This window comes from Streptomyces angustmyceticus, assembly GCF_040701845.1.
Taxonomy (GTDB): Bacteria; Actinomycetota; Actinomycetes; order Streptomycetales; family Streptomycetaceae; genus Streptomyces; species Streptomyces angustmyceticus_A.
Genome location: NZ_JBFBHQ010000027.1, coordinates 86076 through 102357, shown reverse-complemented (window position 1 = coordinate 102357; position 16282 = coordinate 86076). Strand labels below are relative to the sequence as shown.

At 73.7% G+C, this 16282-nt stretch carries 13 protein-coding genes; 6 read left to right on the top strand and 7 right to left on the bottom strand.

Translation table 11 applies throughout. From position 1 onward, the window contains the following. Positions 1-528: 528 nt before the first annotated feature. Together AB0411_RS32580 and AB0411_RS32575 are read left to right on the top strand one after the other, a co-directional pair. On the top strand, positions 529-1554 hold the full coding sequence (locus AB0411_RS32580; RefSeq protein WP_366420880.1) for an ATP-binding cassette domain-containing protein: 1026 nt from the start codon (positions 529-531) through the stop codon (positions 1552-1554). After that, the gene (locus AB0411_RS32575; RefSeq protein WP_366420879.1) at positions 1551-2381 is read left to right on the top strand and encodes an ABC transporter permease; all 831 of its coding nucleotides are present in this window, start codon (positions 1551-1553) and stop codon (positions 2379-2381) included. Before AB0411_RS32580 ends, AB0411_RS32575 begins: the two co-directional genes overlap by 4 nt. A gap of 52 nt (positions 2382-2433) precedes the next feature. On the opposite strand, the gene AB0411_RS32570 is transcribed toward AB0411_RS32575, so the two are convergent. Beyond that, a complete protein-coding gene (locus tag AB0411_RS32570; protein WP_366420878.1) occupies positions 2434-5883 on the bottom strand; it encodes an AfsR/SARP family transcriptional regulator in 3450 nt (1149 codons plus the stop codon). 174 nt (positions 5884-6057) lie between these two features. On the opposite strand from AB0411_RS32570, the gene AB0411_RS32565 reads away from it, so the two are divergent. Continuing rightward, positions 6058-6864 carry a site-2 protease family protein gene (locus tag AB0411_RS32565; protein ID WP_366420877.1) on the top strand — a complete coding sequence of 269 codons (807 nt, stop codon included), beginning with the start codon at positions 6058-6060 and terminating at the stop codon, positions 6862-6864. 54 nt (positions 6865-6918) lie between these two features. Here AB0411_RS32565 and AB0411_RS32560 read toward each other — a convergent pair whose 3' ends face one another. The 6 genes from AB0411_RS32560 to AB0411_RS32535 all read right to left on the bottom strand — a co-directional run bounded on the left by AB0411_RS32560 (position 6919) and on the right by AB0411_RS32535 (position 12272). After that, positions 6919-7128: a hypothetical protein gene (locus AB0411_RS32560; protein ID WP_366420876.1), complete on the bottom strand. Its 210-nt coding sequence runs from the start codon at positions 7126-7128 to the stop codon at positions 6919-6921. Between the two features lie 111 nt (positions 7129-7239). Then, positions 7240-7971, bottom strand: coding sequence for an NADPH-dependent F420 reductase (npdG, locus tag AB0411_RS32555; RefSeq protein WP_366420875.1), 732 nt, complete (start codon positions 7969-7971; stop codon positions 7240-7242). A gap of 92 nt (positions 7972-8063) precedes the next feature. Continuing rightward, on the bottom strand, positions 8064-8909 hold the full coding sequence (locus tag AB0411_RS32550; protein ID WP_366420874.1) for a carbohydrate ABC transporter permease: 846 nt from the start codon (positions 8907-8909) through the stop codon (positions 8064-8066). Continuing rightward, positions 8906-9889, bottom strand: coding sequence for a carbohydrate ABC transporter permease (locus AB0411_RS32545; protein ID WP_366420873.1), 984 nt, complete (start codon positions 9887-9889; stop codon positions 8906-8908). Before AB0411_RS32545 ends, AB0411_RS32550 begins: the two co-directional genes overlap by 4 nt. Then, positions 9886-11214, bottom strand: coding sequence for an ABC transporter substrate-binding protein (locus AB0411_RS32540; RefSeq protein WP_366420872.1), 1329 nt, complete (start codon positions 11212-11214; stop codon positions 9886-9888). Before AB0411_RS32540 ends, AB0411_RS32545 begins: the two co-directional genes overlap by 4 nt. A 371-nt stretch (positions 11215-11585) precedes the next feature. Further along, a complete protein-coding gene (locus AB0411_RS32535) occupies positions 11586-12272 on the bottom strand; it encodes a FadR/GntR family transcriptional regulator (RefSeq protein WP_366420871.1) in 687 nt (228 codons plus the stop codon). Positions 12273-12433: 161 nt separating this feature from the next. Between AB0411_RS32535 and AB0411_RS32530 the strand changes: the two genes are divergently transcribed. From AB0411_RS32530 to AB0411_RS32520, 3 genes are all read left to right on the top strand, one after another. After that, positions 12434-13393 carry a dihydrodipicolinate synthase family protein gene (locus AB0411_RS32530; protein ID WP_366420870.1) on the top strand — a complete coding sequence of 320 codons (960 nt, stop codon included), beginning with the start codon at positions 12434-12436 and terminating at the stop codon, positions 13391-13393. A gap of 128 nt (positions 13394-13521) precedes the next feature. Beyond that, on the top strand, positions 13522-14151 hold the full coding sequence (locus AB0411_RS32525) for a hypothetical protein (RefSeq protein WP_366420869.1): 630 nt from the start codon (positions 13522-13524) through the stop codon (positions 14149-14151). Positions 14152-14221: 70 nt separating this feature from the next. Then, positions 14222-15652, top strand: coding sequence for an MFS transporter (locus AB0411_RS32520; RefSeq protein WP_403152132.1), 1431 nt, complete (start codon positions 14222-14224; stop codon positions 15650-15652). The last annotated feature ends 630 nt before the right edge of the window (positions 15653-16282 follow it).

The window sequence follows — 16282 nt, the reverse complement described above, 5'->3', positions numbered from 1 at the left end:
GGGACTGCTTCGCTTTACGTCCCCACACCAGGCCCCTCCGGCCCGTCCCCTCCCGTGGGGGAGTTGAGTGAACGTGGGTGGGGGCGGGCCGTAGTTGTGGCCCGCCCCCACCTTGTCGTCACGGGTGACCCGTTTTCGTGTGATCGCGAGGCGCACCGGACCAGCTACCTGGACCCCCACCGGCCTTCTTTCACCACCCCTCAACGGGAGGGGACGGGCCGGAGCGGGTGGGTGTCCGGACGTAAAGCGAAGCAGTCCGGACACCCACCCGCGCAGGCCCGTCACCGCACCCGACAGCCCCGCGCAGCGGACCCGCCCGCCGCCAGGCGCAACGGCGGGACAGCCAAAAACGGAGCGGAGGCCAAGCGCAGCGGCCCCGCCGCGGGCGACAAACGGCGAGCAACCCCCACGGCGGAAAAGACAAAAACGTGGGCCAAAAGCAAAGCGCAGCGAACCGGCCGACAACGTGGGAAGCCTCTGTCGGAGACATGTAGGCGCGCTGTCGGCAGCCCCTGACACCGTGGTGGCATGACGCGAGAGAAGATATCCACCAAGGGCGGGAACGCCGTGGAGGTGCGCGGTCTGGTCAAGCACTTCGGCGCGGTCAAGGCCGTCGACGGGGTGGACCTGGACGTGAAGGAAGGCACCGTGCTCGGGGTGCTCGGCCCGAACGGTGCCGGCAAGACGACGCTCGTACGGTGCCTGTCGACCCTCCTCGTGCCGGACGCCGGCCATGCCGTCGTGGCCGGTTTCGACGTGGTGCGCCAGCCCCGCGCGCTGCGCCGCACCATCGGCCTGACCGGGCAGTACGCCTCGGTCGACGAGAAGCTCTCCGGCTGGGAGAACCTCTACATGATCGGGCGGCTGCTCGATCTGTCCCGCAAGGACGCCCGGGGCCGTGCGGACGAGATGCTGGAGCGGTTCTCGCTGACCGAGGCCGCCAAGCGGCCGGCGGCCAAGTACTCCGGCGGTATGCGCCGCCGGCTGGACCTCGCCGCCTCGATGATCGGCCGGCCGGCGGTGCTGTACCTGGACGAGCCGACGACCGGGCTGGATCCCCGTACCCGGAACGAGGTGTGGCAGGAGGTCCAGCAGATGGTGCGCGAGGGCGCGACGGTGCTGCTGACCACCCAGTACATGGAAGAGGCCGAGCAGTTGGCGAACGAGCTGACGGTCATCGACCGCGGCCGGGTGATCGCCGAGGGGCGGGTCGACGACCTCAAGGCGAAGGTCGGCGGGCGGACGCTGCAGATCCGGCCGTCGGACCCCGGCGAGCTGGACCGGATGGCGGGGGCCGTCGCCCGGGCCGGTCTCGACGGCATCGCCGGCGCCACGGCTGACCACGACGGGGGTGTGGTCAACGTACCGATCGTCAGCGACGAGCAGTTGACCGCGGTGGTGAACGTGCTCGGCCGGGAGGGCATCGCGCTCGCCGGGATCAGCACCCATCTGCCCAGCCTGGACGAGGTGTTCTTGGCCATCACCGGCCAGAAGACCTCCGAGGCGGGCGCCGAGGACGTCATGGACCAGCAGTACGCGGAGGTGTCGGCATGAGCGCGGCGACGATGACGGCGCCACGGCTGAAGGCCGCCGCGGACGAGGGCCGGATCGGCGTGCGCGCCAATCTGCGGCACATCGGCGCGCTGGTGCGGCGCAACGCGCTGCAGATCCGGCAGGACCCGGAGTCGATGTTCGACGCCGTGCTGATGCCGATCATCTTCATCCTGCTGTTCACCTATGTCTTCGGCGGTGCCATCGCCGGCAAGGGCCACCAGCACGACTACGTCCAGCACCTGGTGCCCGGGATGATGGCGATGATGGGCATGAACATCGCCATGGCGGTGGGCACGGGCGTCAACGAGGACTTCCGCAAGGGCGTGATGGACCGCTTCCGGACCATGCCGATCGCCCGGTCCTCGGTCCTGATCGCCAAGATCGTCGTCGAGATCGGCCGGATGCTGGTCGCCACCGCGATCCTGCTCGGCATGGGCTTCCTGCTGGGCCTGGAGATCAAGGGCAGCATGCTCGCCTTCCTGGCCTCGATCGTGCTGTCCACGGTCTTCGGCGCGGCCCTGATGTGGATCTTCATTCTGCTGGGGCTCGCCATGAAGACCCCGCAGGCGGTGCAGGGGGTGGCGATGCTGGTGCTGATGCCGCTGCAGTTCGGCTCGTCGATCTTCACTCCGACGACGAAGATGCCCGGCTGGCTGAAGGGCTTCACCGAGGTCAACCCGCTCTCCAACCTGGCGGACGCGGCCCGCGCGCTGATCAACGGCCAGGGCCCGGTGGCCCATCCGACCCTGATCACCCTGGGCTGGGCGGTCGCCATCACGGCCGTCACGATGCCGCTCGCGGTGGCGAAGTTCCGCAAGAAGACCTGACGCGCGTCCCGCAGGGGGTCTCCCTGCGGGACGGCCCTTCGCCCGGCTCGCGTCAGATGAGGGCGGTGGCCTCTTCGAGGGAGAGGCCGCCGCCTTCGGCGTGGGCCCGCGCATAGGCCGCGTCGCCCAGCAGCGCCCGCGCGGCCGCCTCGGTGCGCTCCCGGTCGTCCCGGATGATCCGCGGCGGGACATGGCTGTCCGCCCGCAGCCCGTCGTACGCCCCGACCAGGCGCGCCGCGTCCGCGCCCGCGGACGGGCCGCGCACCGCCATCACCACCCGCGCGCCGGTGAGGAGTTGCACCACCGGAAGGTCCGGCGCGACCATCTGCGTCAGGGAGTCCTGCATGGTGGCCAGGGCCGTCCGGAACCGCGTCAGCAGTTCCTCCTCGCGGCTTCCCTCGTCCAGGTCCAGGGAGATCAGCGAGGTCTCCAGCATGCCGGCGAACAGGTCGGGGGCGCGCGGGGTGAAGATCTCGCGCACCGTGTGGAGTTCGGCCCGCGCCTCCGAATGACGCCCCTGCACCGTCATCAGCATCGCGAGGGTCAGCCGCGCGAACGGCTCGGTGTCCCGGCCGCTGTTGCCCTTGACGGCTTCGGCCAGCACCTCGCGCAGCATCCGCTCGCCGGTCTCCGCCTGGCCGTCCTCGATCAGTACGGCACCCAGCCGGCAGCGCAGCAGCAGCGTCTGGCCGTGCGCCCCCAGGTTCTCGGCGTGCACCATCGCCGCCCGGTAGTCGCGTGCGGCCCGCGCGTACGCGCCCCGTCTCTCGTGGGTTTCGCCGCGGCCCGACAGCGCCTCGGCCGCGCCCCAGGCGTCGCCGATCCGGAGGAAGATCTGCAGTGCCTCGTCGGCGTCCCGGGTCGCCTGGGACAGCCCGCGGGGGCGGTCGTTGAGGATCTTGGAGCGGAACTGCAGCATGTAGGCCAGCTCCCATGCGTAGCCGAAGCCGCGGCAGGCCCGCACCGCGCTGTCGACGAGCTCCGCCAGGTCGTCGAACTGCCCGGTGAGCAGCACCGCGTAGTACCACAGCGCGCCGGGCACCCGGCTGGTCTGCGGCATGCCCGGGCGGTAGACGGTGAGCATCCCGGCCAGCTCCTCCTGCATCTCCGGGTTGCGCAGCGCCTCGATGTCGCTGTCCATGCTGGAGAGCGCGACCAGCCGGACTTCCCGGCGGGCCTCCAGCAGCTGTTCGGGAGCCATCGGCGGGGGTGCGTCGATGGGGCTGACGTCCAGGTCGGGGGCGGGTTCGGCGGTCGGGCCGAAGGGGTTGGGGCCGAGCGCGCCGGCCGCCGTCGCCCAGTGGCGGGCGTCGCTGCGGTGGTCGCGCAGCGACCAGAACCACTGCAGGGACAGCACCAGGCACAGCGCCTCGTGCTCGTCGCGCGCGGCCAGGGCGCGGCGCAGCGCGGTGCGCAGGTTGTCGTGCTCCAGCTCCAGTTGCTCCATGCCGGCGCGCTGGCCGGGGCCGCGCAGCAACGGGTCGGTGGTGCGGGCCAGTTCGCGGTAGGAGACGAGGTGGCGGCGCTCGGCTCCGGCCCGCTCCCCCGCCTCGTCCAGCCGCTCGCCGGCGTACTCCGCCACCGTCTCCAGCAGCCGGTAGCGCATCTGCCCCCCGGCGCGGGCACCACGGCCCGCTTCGGCGGAGCCGTCCCCCGTGCCGGCCGGTGCCGCCACCACCAGCGACTTGTCGATCAGCGAGCCGAGCAGTCCGGCCACCTCGCGCGGATCGACGCCGTCGCCGCCGCACACCGCTTCCGCGGCGGCCAGGTCGCAGCCCCCGGCGAAGACGGACAGCCTGCGCAGGACGGCCCGTTCGGGCTCGTCGGTCAGGTCCCAGGACCAGTCCACGACCGCCCGCAGGGTCTGCTGCCGGGGCAGCAGGGTCCGGCTGCCGCTGGTCAGCAGCCGGAAGCGGTCGTCGAGCCGGTCGGCGAGCTGCCGCGGCGTCAGCAACCGCAGCCGGGCCGCGGCGAGTTCGATGGCCAGCGGCAGCCCGTCCAGCCGCCGGCAGATCTCGGTGCAGGCCGCCGTCGTCTCCTCGTCGGCGTCGACGCGGAAGCCGGGCAGGGCGGCGGCCCCGCGGTCGGCGAGCAGCCGCAGCGCGACGGGGTCGGGCAGCGGCTCGACCGGCCGCAGCACCTCGCCGGGTACGGCCAGCGGCTCCCTGCTGGTGGCCAGCACCGTCACTCCGGGGCAGTCGGCCAGCAGCCGCTCGGCGAGCTCGGCGGCGGCGCCGATCACATGCTCGCAGTTGTCGAGGACGAGCAGCATCCGGCGCCCCGCGCAGTGCTCGGCGAGCCGGCCGAGCGGGTCCAGGGCGGTCGGGTCGGCGGCAGCGCGCAGGCCTTCCGCCGTGGTGCCGCGGACCACGGTCTCGCGGGCACCGAGCGCGGTCAGCACGGCCTCGGGCACGGTCTGCGGATCGTCCACCGGCGCCAGCTCGGCCAGCCACACGCCGTGCGGCCAGGCGTCCGGGCGCGCGGCCGCCGCGGTCTCCGCGCCCTCCTGCGACAGCCGGGTCTTGCCGGCGCCGCCGGGGCCCAGCAGCGTCACCAGCCGGTGCCCGGCCAGGTCGGCGCGGATCGCCGCCAGATCGGTGTCCCGCCCGACGAAGGAGGTGAGCCGGGCCCGGAGGTTGCCGGGCCGGGGGTGCGGCGGGGTGAGGAAGGGGGCGGGGACGGGATGGGGGGCGGGGCCGGCGGCGGCCGCGGATCCGGGCGCCGGGAGCGGCTGCGGCGAGGAGGGCGGCGCCGGGTGCGGGGGCGGCGGCAGGGTCTCCGACTGCGGACGGAGCAGTTCCGCGTGCAGGGCGCGCAGTTCCGGGCCGGGGTCCGCGCCGAGGCGGTCGGCGAGGCCGGTGCGTATGTCCTCGTAGGCGGCCAGTGCCTCCGCGGTGCGGCCCGCCGCGCGCAGGGCGCGCAGCCGCAGCGCCTGGAGCGGCTCGTCCAGCGGATGGTCCTGGCACAGCGCGAGCAGGGTGGGCAGCGCCCGGTCGGCCCGGCCCAGGGCGAGGTCGGCGGCGAGGCGGGTGCGCTGGGCGTCCAGCCGGCGGCTCTCGGCGCGTGCCGCCTCGACGCCGGCGTCGGGCAGGTCGGCGAGGACCGGGCCGCGCCAGAGCGCCAGGGCGTCGTCGAGCAGGGCGGCGGCGCCGGCCGGGTCCGCGGCACCGAGCGCCCGGCCGCCCTCCGCCGCGAGGCGCTCGAAGCGGTGCAGGTCGACCGCGTCGGGCTCGGCGCACAGCCGGTAGCCGCCGTCGACCGAGATCACCGCGGCATGCCCCAGGGCGCGGCGCAGCCGGCCGACCAGCGCCTGCAGGGCGCCTGCCGCGTCGGCGGGCGGGTCCAGGCCCCAGATGTCGGCGATCAGTACGTCCGGGGACAGGGCCCGGCCGGGGCGCAGCGCGAGGGCGGCGAGCAGCGCGCGCAGGCGGGGTCCGCCGAGCGCGACGGGGGTGCCGTCGGTCCGGTTGGCCTGGGTGGTGCCGAGAATTCCGTAACGCACCGGCCCATTGTCGTTCAAGTCGGGAACTCCCCAGGCACCGAGCGTCGTTTTCGGGTCCACGGGTCCTGGGCAGGGGTCCGTGCACGAGCCCGTCGGCACCGCACCGTGCGCCGGCCGCCGTGACGCCGTTACGGTCAGGGCTGCCCCTCACCAGACATCCGGGAGCCCCGCACCATGACCACAGCAATCCGACGCGCCGACCGCCGCATCAGCCCGGTCTTCCTCGCGCTCGTCGCCGTCATGGCGGTGTCGGGATGGGCCGTGTGGAGCGGCACGCTCGCGGCGCACACCGGCTTCGCGGTGTTCTTGTTCGTGGTGTCCGGCTGGATCGTGTCGCTGTGCCTGCACGAGTACGCGCATGCCAGGACCGCGCTGCACAGTGGCGACATCTCGGTGGAGGCCAAGGGCTATCTGACGCTGAACCCGCTGAAGTACACCCATGCGCTGCTCAGCATCGTGCTGCCGGTGATCTTCGTGATCATGGGCGGGATCGGGCTGCCGGGCGGTGCGGTGTTCATCGAGCGCGGCCGGATCCAGGGGCGCTGGCGGCACAGTCTGATCTCGGCGGCCGGGCCGCTGACCAACATCGTGTTCGCGGCGGTGTGCACGGCGCCGTTCTGGCTGAACGGGCTGGCCGGGGTGCCCGCTCCGTTCCGTTTCGCGCTGGCGTTCCTGGCGCTGCTGCAGGTGACCGCCGCGATCTTGAACTTCGTGCCGGTGCCGGGCCTGGACGGCTACGGCGTGATCGAGCCCTGGCTGTCGTACAAGCTGCGACGGCAGGTGGAGCCGTTCGCGCCGTTCGGGCTGCTGGCCGTCTTCGGGCTGCTGTGGGTCCCGGAGATCAACCAGGCGTTCTTCGGCCTGGTGAACACGATCCTGCACGGCCTCGGCGTCTCGTCGCTCGACAGCTACCTCGGCCAGCAGCTCTTCCGCTTCTGGCAGGGCGAGCCGCCGCTGCCGCAGAGCGGCGGCGTCTTCTGAGGGACCGTGCCCGGCCGGTCCGCCGGAGCGACCGGCCCCGGCGGGCGAGCGTGCTCAGCCGGACTGCTCGGCCCGCTGGAGCTTCGCCCGGCGCAGGTAGAACCACGCCATGTTGCTGGAGATGCCCGCCAGCAGGATCCAGACGATGCCGACGAAGCTGCCCTGGACGAACGCGACCACGGCCGCGGCGACGGAGAGGACGCACACGGCGAGGGCCATGAGGGCGAGTCGGCGGGCCGGGCCGGACGGGGGCAAGAGGGGCATGGGGGCGGCTCCTGTCGGGAGTGGTGCGGTCCTCCCCAGTGTCCCCCATGCCCCGTGTGCGCCGGTCGGCGGTCCGGCGGCCCCGCCGTCGCCGTCCCCGCGGGGTGCGGCTCAGACGTCGGTGATCCGCAGCCCCGCGTGCGCCTTGTAGCGCCGGTTGACCGAGATCAGGTTGGCGACCAGCGACTCCACCTGGTGGGCGTTGCGCAGCCGGCCGGCGAAGACGCCGCGCATGCCGGGGATACGGGCGGCCAGCGCCTGCACCACGTCGGTGTCGGCGCGGGACTCGCCGAGGACCATCACATCGGTGTCGATCCGCTCGGTCTCCGGGTCCTGCAGCAGCACCGCGGACAGGTGGTGGAAGGCGGCGGCGACCCGGGACTCGGGCAGCAGGGCGGCGGCCTGCTCGGCGGCGCTGCCCTCCTCCGGCTTGAGCGCGTAGGCGCCCTTCTTGTCGAAGCCGAGCGGGTTGACGCAGTCGACGACGAGCTTGCCGGCCAGGTCCTCGCGGAGCGCCTCCAGAGTCTTGGCGTGGCCCTCCCACGGCACGGCCACGATCACCACATCGCTGCGCCGGGCGCAGTCGGCGTTCTCCGCGCCCTCGATGCCCAGGCCGAGTTCGTCGGCGGCGGTGCGGGCGCGCTCGGCGGCGCGGGAGCCGATGATCACCTTCTGGCCGGCCCGGGCGAGCCGGTAGGCCAGGCCGCGGCCCTGGTCGCCGGTGCCGCCGAGGACGCCGACGACCAGGCCGGAGACGTCGGGGAGGTCCCAGGGATCGCGCTGGAGGGCGGCCTTCGCACGGGTCGCGGCGTTCGGGGACCGGGCATCGTCAGGAGTAGTCATGACAGCGATCCTGTCACGCCCCGGCGGGGAACCGGCCGGGATCTCGGGATCGCACCGCACCGCCCGCCCCTCGCGGGGCCACCGTCACACGCTCACGCCTTCACGCTGCCCTCGGTCAGGCCGGTGCGCCAGTACCGCTGGAGCACCGCCATCAGCACCATCAGCGGCACCACGGACAGGAAGGCTCCGCCCACCGTGTACTGGTAGAGCACCGGTTGGCGGTCGGCGTAGCCGGTCCAGGAGGTCAGGCCCAGCTGGACCGGGTAGAGGCCGGAGTCCGAGAGCATCACCAGCGGCAGGAAGTAGTTGTTCCAGATGTGCACGAACTGGAACAGGAAGACGGTCACCAGCGCCGGGGTCATCAGCCGCAGCCCCAGCCCGCCGAAGATCCGGGCCTCCCCCGCGCCGTCGATCCGGGCCGCTTCCAGCAGCGAGTCGGGGACCGCGGCGGCCGCGTAGATCCGGCACAGGTAGACGCCGAACGGGCTGACCGTGCTGGGGATCAGCACCGCCCAGTAGGTGTCGGACAGCCCCATCGCGCTGAAGAGGAAGTAGAGCGGCAGGGCCAGCGCGGTACCGGGCACCAGCACGCCGGCCAGCACCACGGTGAAGACCGCCTCCCGCCCGGGGAACGGGAACTTGGCGAGCGCATAGCCGGCCGCCGCGGACAGCAGGGTGGCGCAGACCGCGCCGGCCCCGGCGTAGAGGAGGGAGTTGGCGAACCAGCGGACGTAGATGCCGTGGTCGTAGGCCAGCACCTCGGTGAGGTGGTCGACGGGGTGCGGGTCGGCGAACCAGAAGCCGAAGGTGCCGAAGAGGTCGGCGCTGTTCTTGGTGGCGGAGACCGCCAGCCAGTAGACGGGCATCAGGAAGTAGAGCGCGGCGACGGTCAGCAGCGAGGCGGTGAGGATCCGGTGGCGGAGCGGGGGCGGGGTCACCGGCGCTCCCCGGCGGGCCCGCCGGCCAGCCGCAGGAAGCCGAAGGACAACGCGCAGGCCACCAGCGCGAGCAGGACCGCCTCGGCCGCCGCCACCTGCGGGTTGTTGCCGACGAACGCCTCGCTGTAGGCGTGCAGGTTGGGGGTGTAGCCGGAGTCGATGGAGGAGGCCAGCGGGCGCAGCACCATGGGTTCGGCGAACAGCTGGAGGGTGCCGATGATGCTGAAGACGCCGGTGAGCACGAGCGCCGGCCGGATCAGCGGGATCTTGACGTACCGGGCGACCTGCCGGGCGCTCGCCCCGTCGATCCGTGCCGCCTCGTACAGCTCCCCCGGGACGGCCTTGAGCTGGGCGATCAGCACCAGCATGTTGTAGCCGGTGAACTGCCAGGTGACGATGTTGGCGAGGGACCACAGGACGGTGCCGCGGGAGAGGAAGTCGACGTGCAGGCCCAGGGAGTCGGCGATCTTCACCAGCGGGCTGATGCCCGGCACGTAGAGGAAGCCCCACAGGATGGAGGCGATCACTCCGGGCACGCCGTAGGGCAGGAAGAAGGCGGTGCGGAAGAAGGCGATCCCGCGGGCGCTCGCGCTCTCCAGCAGCAGCGCGAGGACGGTGGCCAGCACGATCATCAGCGGGATCTGGACGGCGCCGAAGAGCAGCACCCGGCCGAAGCCGGCCAGGAACCGGTCGTCGGAGAGCGCCTGGGCGTAGTTGGCAAGGCCGGCGAAGCTCTCATGTTCCCGGCCGAGGCCGAGCGGGCCGGTGCGTTCGGTCTTCTGGAGGCTCTGGTGGAGGGCGTAGCCGAGGGGGGCGAGGAAACAGAGGCCGAAGAGGGCGAGGAAGGGCAGGACGAACCCGGCGGCGGCGCGGGCGTGCCGGGCCCGGGTGCGGGAGGGACGGCGCGGGCCGCTGCCGCCGGCCCCGCGGGCCCGCTTCCGGGCGGCCGGCTCCGGCCGGCTCGGCGTGGCCCGGCTCACCCGCCGCTCGCCACCTTCAGGCCCTTGCCCTTGAGGTCGTCGAGGGTCTGGCGCTGCACTGCGGCCAAGGCCGAGCGGAACGAGCTGCCGTCGGCGAGCGCGTCGGTGAAGGCGTCGCCGAGCCGCTGGTAGAGGGTGTCCACGCCGGGCCCCCAGCGCCAGCTGGTGTCCACATGCGCTCCGGCGGCCGCGAAGACCCTGCTGTACGCCTGGCCGCCGAAGAAGTCCTTGTCGACGTCGAGATCGGTGGTGGCGTAGCCCTTCTTGGCGCTGGGGAAGCCGTAGCCGCCGTCGATGAGCAGGGCGATCGACTCGGGGTCGGTGTTGAGCCAGACGGCGAAGTCCAGGGCGTCCTTGGGGTAGCGGGCCTTGGCGAAGACGGCGGTGGTCGAGCCGCCCCAGTTGGCGAAGGCCTGCTCGCCGGCCTTCCACTGCGGCAGCGGCGCGGCCCGCCACGTGCCCTTGGTGCCCGGCGCGTTGCCGGCCAGCAGGGCGTCGCCCCAACTGGCCCCCACCCAGGCCGGGATGGCGCCGGTCTGCAGATCCTTGTACCAGGCGTTCTGCCGGTCCGGGATGGTCTTGACGAGCTTTCGCGCGACGAGGGACTCCCAGTAGTCGGCGACCCGGCGGGTGGGTTCGTCGTCGATGTGCACGATCCAGGTGTCGTCGTGCGTCGCGTACCACCTGGCGCCGGCCTGCCAGGCGAGGCCGGCGAAGCGGTTGCCGTTGGTGGGGGCGAAGGTCTCGATCCAGGCGCCCTTCTTGCGGACGGCCCTGGCGGCGGCCTCGTACTCGTCCCAGGTCCGCGGGGTGTCCACCTCCCATGCGTCGAAGAGGTCCTGGCGGACGAACAGGCCCATCGGGCCGGAGGCCTGCGGCACGGCGTAGATGCTGCTGCCGAAGACGGCCTGCTGCCACTGCCAGCCGACGAACTTGTCCTTGTGGCGGGCGGCGCCGAGCGGCGCGAGGTCGAGCAGCCCGTCGTCGAGGAGGAAGCCGGGGAGGACGGGGAATTCGATCTGGCCCAGGTCCGGCGGGTTGCCGGCCTTGATGGCGGCGTGCATCTTCGCGTACTGCGCGCCGTTGACGGCCGACACCTTCTCGACCTTGACCTGCACCTCGGGGTGCTTGCGGTTCCACAGATCGACGGGCTTGTCGATGCCCGGCACCCAGGACCAGAAGGTCAGCTGGATCTTCTGCCCCTTCGCGCGCTCCCGGGGCGCGTCGCCGTCCCCGCTGTCGCTACAGCCGGCGAGTGCCCAGCCCGCGGCGAAGGCGGCCGCCCCGCCCAGGACCGTTCTGCGGTGCACAGGGCTGTTGGTCATGTCGGCTCCTCCACGGGGATGCGGCGGAAGGTGATCGTCCAGTGCCTGCGGAAGCCGCTCGTCGCGACCGGGTCGCCGTCGCGGCCGGTGTGCGGGGGACATGGGGGCAGGGGGACGCGGCGGGCGGGTGCGCGGGCGCGGGGCCGGTGTGCCCCTCGGTCCCGGCCCGGTACGGCACGGAGCTCTCGTCCGTCATGGGTCACCCCCAACGGGCAAGGACGTAGGACGTCCCTTGTCCTGCGGCGACCATAGGGAGTGCCCAACTGGCCGTCAAGACACCGCACATGGTGCATTCCGCGCCGGCAACCGCACCGCCGACAGAGGGTGACATCCCGGTGAACGGGGGCGGCGCGCGGACCGGCGCGGGTGCGTCACTGCTCGGTCAGCCGGCGCCGGATGCCGTCGAAGTGCCGGTGCATCGCCGCCACGGCACGGTCGCCGTCGCCCGCCTCCAACGCGTCGACGATCTCCTGGTGCTGGCGGTGCGTCACGTCCGGGTCGGGACCGTCGTCGGAGAGGTCCTCGCGCACCCGGCGCAGCGCCGCCCAGAACGCGTCCAGCACCTCGCTCAGCAGGTGGTTGCCGAGCGAGCGGTACAGGGCGAGGTGGAAGGCCCGGTCGGTGGCGCTCTGCACCTGGCCGCCCCGCGCCTCCTCCGCCATCCGCTGCACCAGCCCCTTGAGGACGGCGAGGTCCTCGGCGGACAGGTCGCGGGCGACGGTGCCGATCAGGCCCGCCTCCAGCGCCTCGCGGACCTCCATCAGCTCGTACAGGCTGGACTCGCCCTGGTGGTGGCGGACCGCGGCACGGAAGGCGACGCCCTCGACGAACGGCTCCAGGGTGAGCGGGCCGACGTAGGTGCCGAAGCCGTGCCGGATCTCCACGATGCGCATCGCCTGCAGGGCCTTGAGCGCCTCGCGCACCGAGTTGCGGCTCACGTCGAGCAGGCCGACCAGCTCGGCCTCGGTGGGCAGCGGATCGCCCGGCGTCAGCCCGCGCCGCAGGATCAACTGCTTGATCTGCGCCTGCACGTCCTCGGCCATCGTCCCTCGCGCCATGGAAACTCCCTCTCCCGCTCCCGCGTCTGCCACGCGGCCGCCCGTCCGCCACCGCCCCCGCCGGGCCGCGGATCCTTGACCGACCGCCTGTGAACAGGTCTATTGTGCTCGACATAGGACATGGGATGTCCTATGTCGGACTCGGAGCCCCCGGAGCCCCCATGGCACTGCCCGCCCCCCTGCACGGCGTCATCCCGCCGGTCTGCACCCCGCTCGGCCCGCACGGCGAGATCGACACCGCCTCGCTGACCCGCCTGGTGCACCACCTCCTCGACGGCGGCGTCCACGGGCTGTTCGCCCTCGGCTCCACCAGCGAGGTCGCCTACCTCACCGACGCCCAGCGCGCCACCGCGCTGGAAACCGTCCTCAAGGCCGCCGACGGCAGGGTCCCGGTGCTCGCCGGAGTCATCGACACCACCACCCCCCGCGTCCTCGACCACGCCCGGACCGCCGCCGCCCTCGGCGCCGACGCCCTGGTCGCCACCGCGCCCTTCTACACCCGCACCCACCCCCGGGAGATCGCCGCGCACTTCCGCCACCTGCGCACGGCCGTCGGCCTCCCGCTGTTCGCCTACGACATCCCCGTCGCCGTCCACAGCAAGCTGCCCCCGTCGCTGGTGCGGGAGCTGGCCGAGGACGGCACCCTCGCGGGCCTCAAGGACAGCAGCGGCGACGAGGGCTCGCTGCGCCGCCTGCTCACCGCGCTCGGCGGCCGCACCGCCCGGCGCACCGGCCCCGCCCCCGGCTTCTCGGTCCTCACCGGCTCCGAACTGACCGCGGACGCCGCCCTGTTGGCGGGCGCCGACGGCGTGGTCCCCGGCATCGGCAATGTCGACCCGGCCGCCTACGTCCGCCTCTACGACGCCGCCCGGGCCGGCGACTGGGAGCAGGCGGCCGCCGAACAGGAGCGCCTGGTCGCCCTGTTCGCGATGGTCGACGTCGGCCCCGAGCCCGAGATGGGCCGCAGCTCCTCGGCGCTGGGCGCGTTCAAGGCGGCGCTGCACCTCCTCGGCGTGATCGACCGGGGGGCCACCGCCGTTCCGCAGCGCCCGCTGAGCGACGACGCCGTGGCGGAGGTGGGACGTCGGCTCACCGCCGCCGGCCTGATCCCCGTCCGCTGAGCCCGCACCACACGACGGCGGACCCGGCGGCACTCCCGCCCCTCCTCCCCCACGGCCCCATATCCCGTACGGGTGACGCCCGTTGAAACGGCAGCCGGACGGCGCCGCCCTGCGGCAGGATCCGGGCCATGGATGCCGTACGGGTCGCCCTGCTGCGCGAGGTGCTCGCCGGGACCGAGTGGGTGCAGGCCACCCGCCGCTTCGCGGGGACGCTGCGCGGCGCCGTCACCCCGCACGGCGGGGGTCTGCTGCTGGTGGGCAGCACCGGCTACGAGCCCTGGCACCTGGCCGCCCATCTCGACGACGAGGCCGCCTGGTCGGGCCTGCCCGAGCTGTCGCCGACCCTGGTGCGCCACCGCGTCCCCGGCGGGGCGCCGGCCCATCTGGCGGTGGGGCTCGGCCGGTTGGCGGCGGCCGGGCGCGGCGAGACGCTGCTGGTGGTGACGCCGGAACAGCCCGGCGCCGGGCTGCTGGAGCGGGTGCACGACGCCCGCCGCAACGGCGCCACGGTGCTCGCCCTGGACGGCGGCGACCGCGATCTGCACGCCCTGGCGCACGACGCGCTCGCCGCGTGCCCGGCCCCGCCCGACGGCACGGACGCGGCGCCCGCCGACCTCGATCTCGACACGGTCCAGCATCTGGTGAGCGCGGCCGCGGGCGAGAACAGCCTGCCCGCGCCCCGCGGACACCGCCGCTTCCGCGACCGGCTGGCCCGCCTCGCGGACGGGCTGACCGCCCCGCCGCCGCCCCGCTGGTAGCCCCGCACCGCCCCGCCGGCGGGCTAAAACCCTTTGCGCCGGTCCGTACCGGTACGCACGATGGTGCCCCGTGACCTCGGACAGCGCTCCCCCCTCGGCCCCCTCTCCCCCGCGTTCGGCCGGCCCCGCACGGCCGACCCGCCGGCGCCTCTCCGCGCTGCTGCCGGATCCCGCGCCCTGGCGCTCCTCGCGCGACTTCCGGCTGATGTGGTGCGCGGGCGTGATCACGGTCTTCGGCAGCTCGCTGTCCTTCGTGGCCCTGCCGCTGCAGCTGAAGGAGCTGACCGGCTCCACCCTCGCGGTCGGGGCGCTGGGCGCGGTGGAGCTGGTCCCGCTGATCGTCTTCGGCCTCTACGGCGGGGCGCTCGCGGACGCCTTCGACCGCCGCCGGCTGATCCTGTGGACCGAGACCGCGCTCGGCCTGGTCTCCGTCCTGCTGCTGCTCAACAGCCTGCTGCCGCACCCGATGGTGTGGCCGCTGTACGCGGCAGCGGCGGCCACCAGCGCGCTGACCGGTCTGCAGCGGCCGGCGCTGGACGCGCTCGTGCCGCGGATCGTCCCGCACGAGCAGCTCGCCGCGGCCGCCGCGCTCAACGCGCTGCGCTGGCAGATCGGCGCGATCGCCGGGCCCGCGCTGGCCGGCGGGCTGCTGGCCCTCGCCGGGCTGCGCTGGGCGTACGCCGTCGACGCGGTCACCTTCGTGGTCTCGGTGCTGCTCGCCCTGAGGCTGGCGCCGTCGCCCGCCTCGCACGACGCCGAGCGGCCGTCGCTGCGGGGGATCGCCGAGGGCGCCCGCTACGCCTGGAGCCGCAAGGAGTTGCTCGGCACCTACGCCATCGACGTCCTCGCCATGCTGTTCGCCTTCCCGCTGGCGATCTTCCCGTTCCTCGCCGACGACCTCGATGCCCCCTGGGCGCTCGGGCTGATGTACGCGGCGCTGCCGGCCGGCTCCCTGCTGGTGAGCCTGACCAGCGGCTGGACCTCGCGCATCCACCGGCAGGGCCGGGCGATCGCGCTCGCCGCCGCGGGCTGGGGGCTGGCGGTGGCAGCCGCCGGGCTGCTGCACCACGTCTGGCTGGTGCTGCTCCTGCTGACCGTGGCCGGTGCCTGCGACATGATCAGCGGCATCTTCCGCTCGGCGATGTGGAACCAGACCATCCCCGACGAGCTGCGCGGCCGCCTGGCCGGCATCGAGCTGCTCTCGTACTCGGCGGGCCCGCAGCTGGGCCAGGTCCGGATCGGCGGCATGGCGGCCCTGACGAGCGTCCGCGCGTCGGTGTCGCTGGGCGGCCTGCTGTGCTTCGCGGGGGTCGGCCTGCTGGCACTCGGCCTGCCGAAGCTGATGTCCTACGACGCCAGGACGGACGCGCACGCCCGGCGGATGCGGGAACGCCGCTCCGCCGCCGTGGCCCAGGGCGGCGAGGGGACCGGCGGCGCGGACGGCGCCCTCGCACCCCCGGCGGGCGCCCCGGGGGCTTCTCCCCTGCCCCTTTCCGACTGACGACGGGCCCCGCCGACGGGCGAGGCGCCGGGACGCACACCGTGGCCGGCAGGCCGTGCCGGCACCCCCGACGGTGACGAGGGTCACCCCGCAGTCCCTTACGGGAATTCCTTTGTTCCGCCGCTTGGATTTCCGGCGATTCCACCGGCTGAGCTCCGCCGAAGTCACTCGCCCCGCAGGGAGTTTCCCTTCATCGCCGCACGAGACGGCCGGCGGTGCGTCTTTCGGCGGACTCGTTCTTGTCTTCCGGAAGCCGAGCGCCAGATCGAGGTCGTCCAGAAGGTCATGACCGATGCCGCATGCGCCGGTGCGGGGCGCTACGACGTCGTCCTCGACGGCATCCTGGGGCCGTGGACGCGCGACGCGTTCCGCGCCGCATGCCGGCGGCGCGGCCTGGGCCTCTCCCACGCCGTCCTGCGGCCGGGCCCGGAGGTGGCGCTCTCACGGGCCACCGGGCGCGAGGGCCGGCAGCGGAAAGACGTCGAACCGATCACCGGTCCGTACGGCGCATTCGAGAATCTCGGGGCGCTCGAAAACCATGCGGTCGATTCGAGCGCCCCGTCCGCGGCGCAGACATCCGCGGAAATTGCCGCCGGGCCGCGGTCGGGCCGTTTCCTCGCGGAGGCCCGG

Bases quoted from the DNA above. Each gene is read 5' to 3' on its own strand.
- AB0411_RS32580 (WP_366420880.1), top strand. From the start codon at position 529: ATGACGCGAGAGAAGATATCCACCAAGGGCGGGAACGCCGTGGAGGTG.
- AB0411_RS32575 (WP_366420879.1), top strand. From the start codon at position 1,551: ATGAGCGCGGCGACGATGACGGCGCCACGGCTGAAGGCCGCCGCGGAC.
- AB0411_RS32565 (WP_366420877.1), top strand. From the start codon at position 6,058: ATGACCACAGCAATCCGACGCGCCGACCGCCGCATCAGCCCGGTCTTC.
- AB0411_RS32560 (WP_366420876.1), bottom strand. From the start codon at position 7,128: ATGCCCCTCTTGCCCCCGTCCGGCCCGGCCCGCCGACTCGCCCTCATG.
- npdG (WP_366420875.1), bottom strand. From the start codon at position 7,971: ATGACTACTCCTGACGATGCCCGGTCCCCGAACGCCGCGACCCGTGCG.
- AB0411_RS32540 (WP_366420872.1), bottom strand. From the start codon at position 11,214: ATGACCAACAGCCCTGTGCACCGCAGAACGGTCCTGGGCGGGGCGGCC.
- AB0411_RS32535 (WP_366420871.1), bottom strand. From the start codon at position 12,272: ATGGCGCGAGGGACGATGGCCGAGGACGTGCAGGCGCAGATCAAGCAG.
- AB0411_RS32530 (WP_366420870.1), top strand. From the start codon at position 12,434: ATGGCACTGCCCGCCCCCCTGCACGGCGTCATCCCGCCGGTCTGCACC.
- AB0411_RS32525 (WP_366420869.1), top strand. From the start codon at position 13,522: ATGGATGCCGTACGGGTCGCCCTGCTGCGCGAGGTGCTCGCCGGGACC.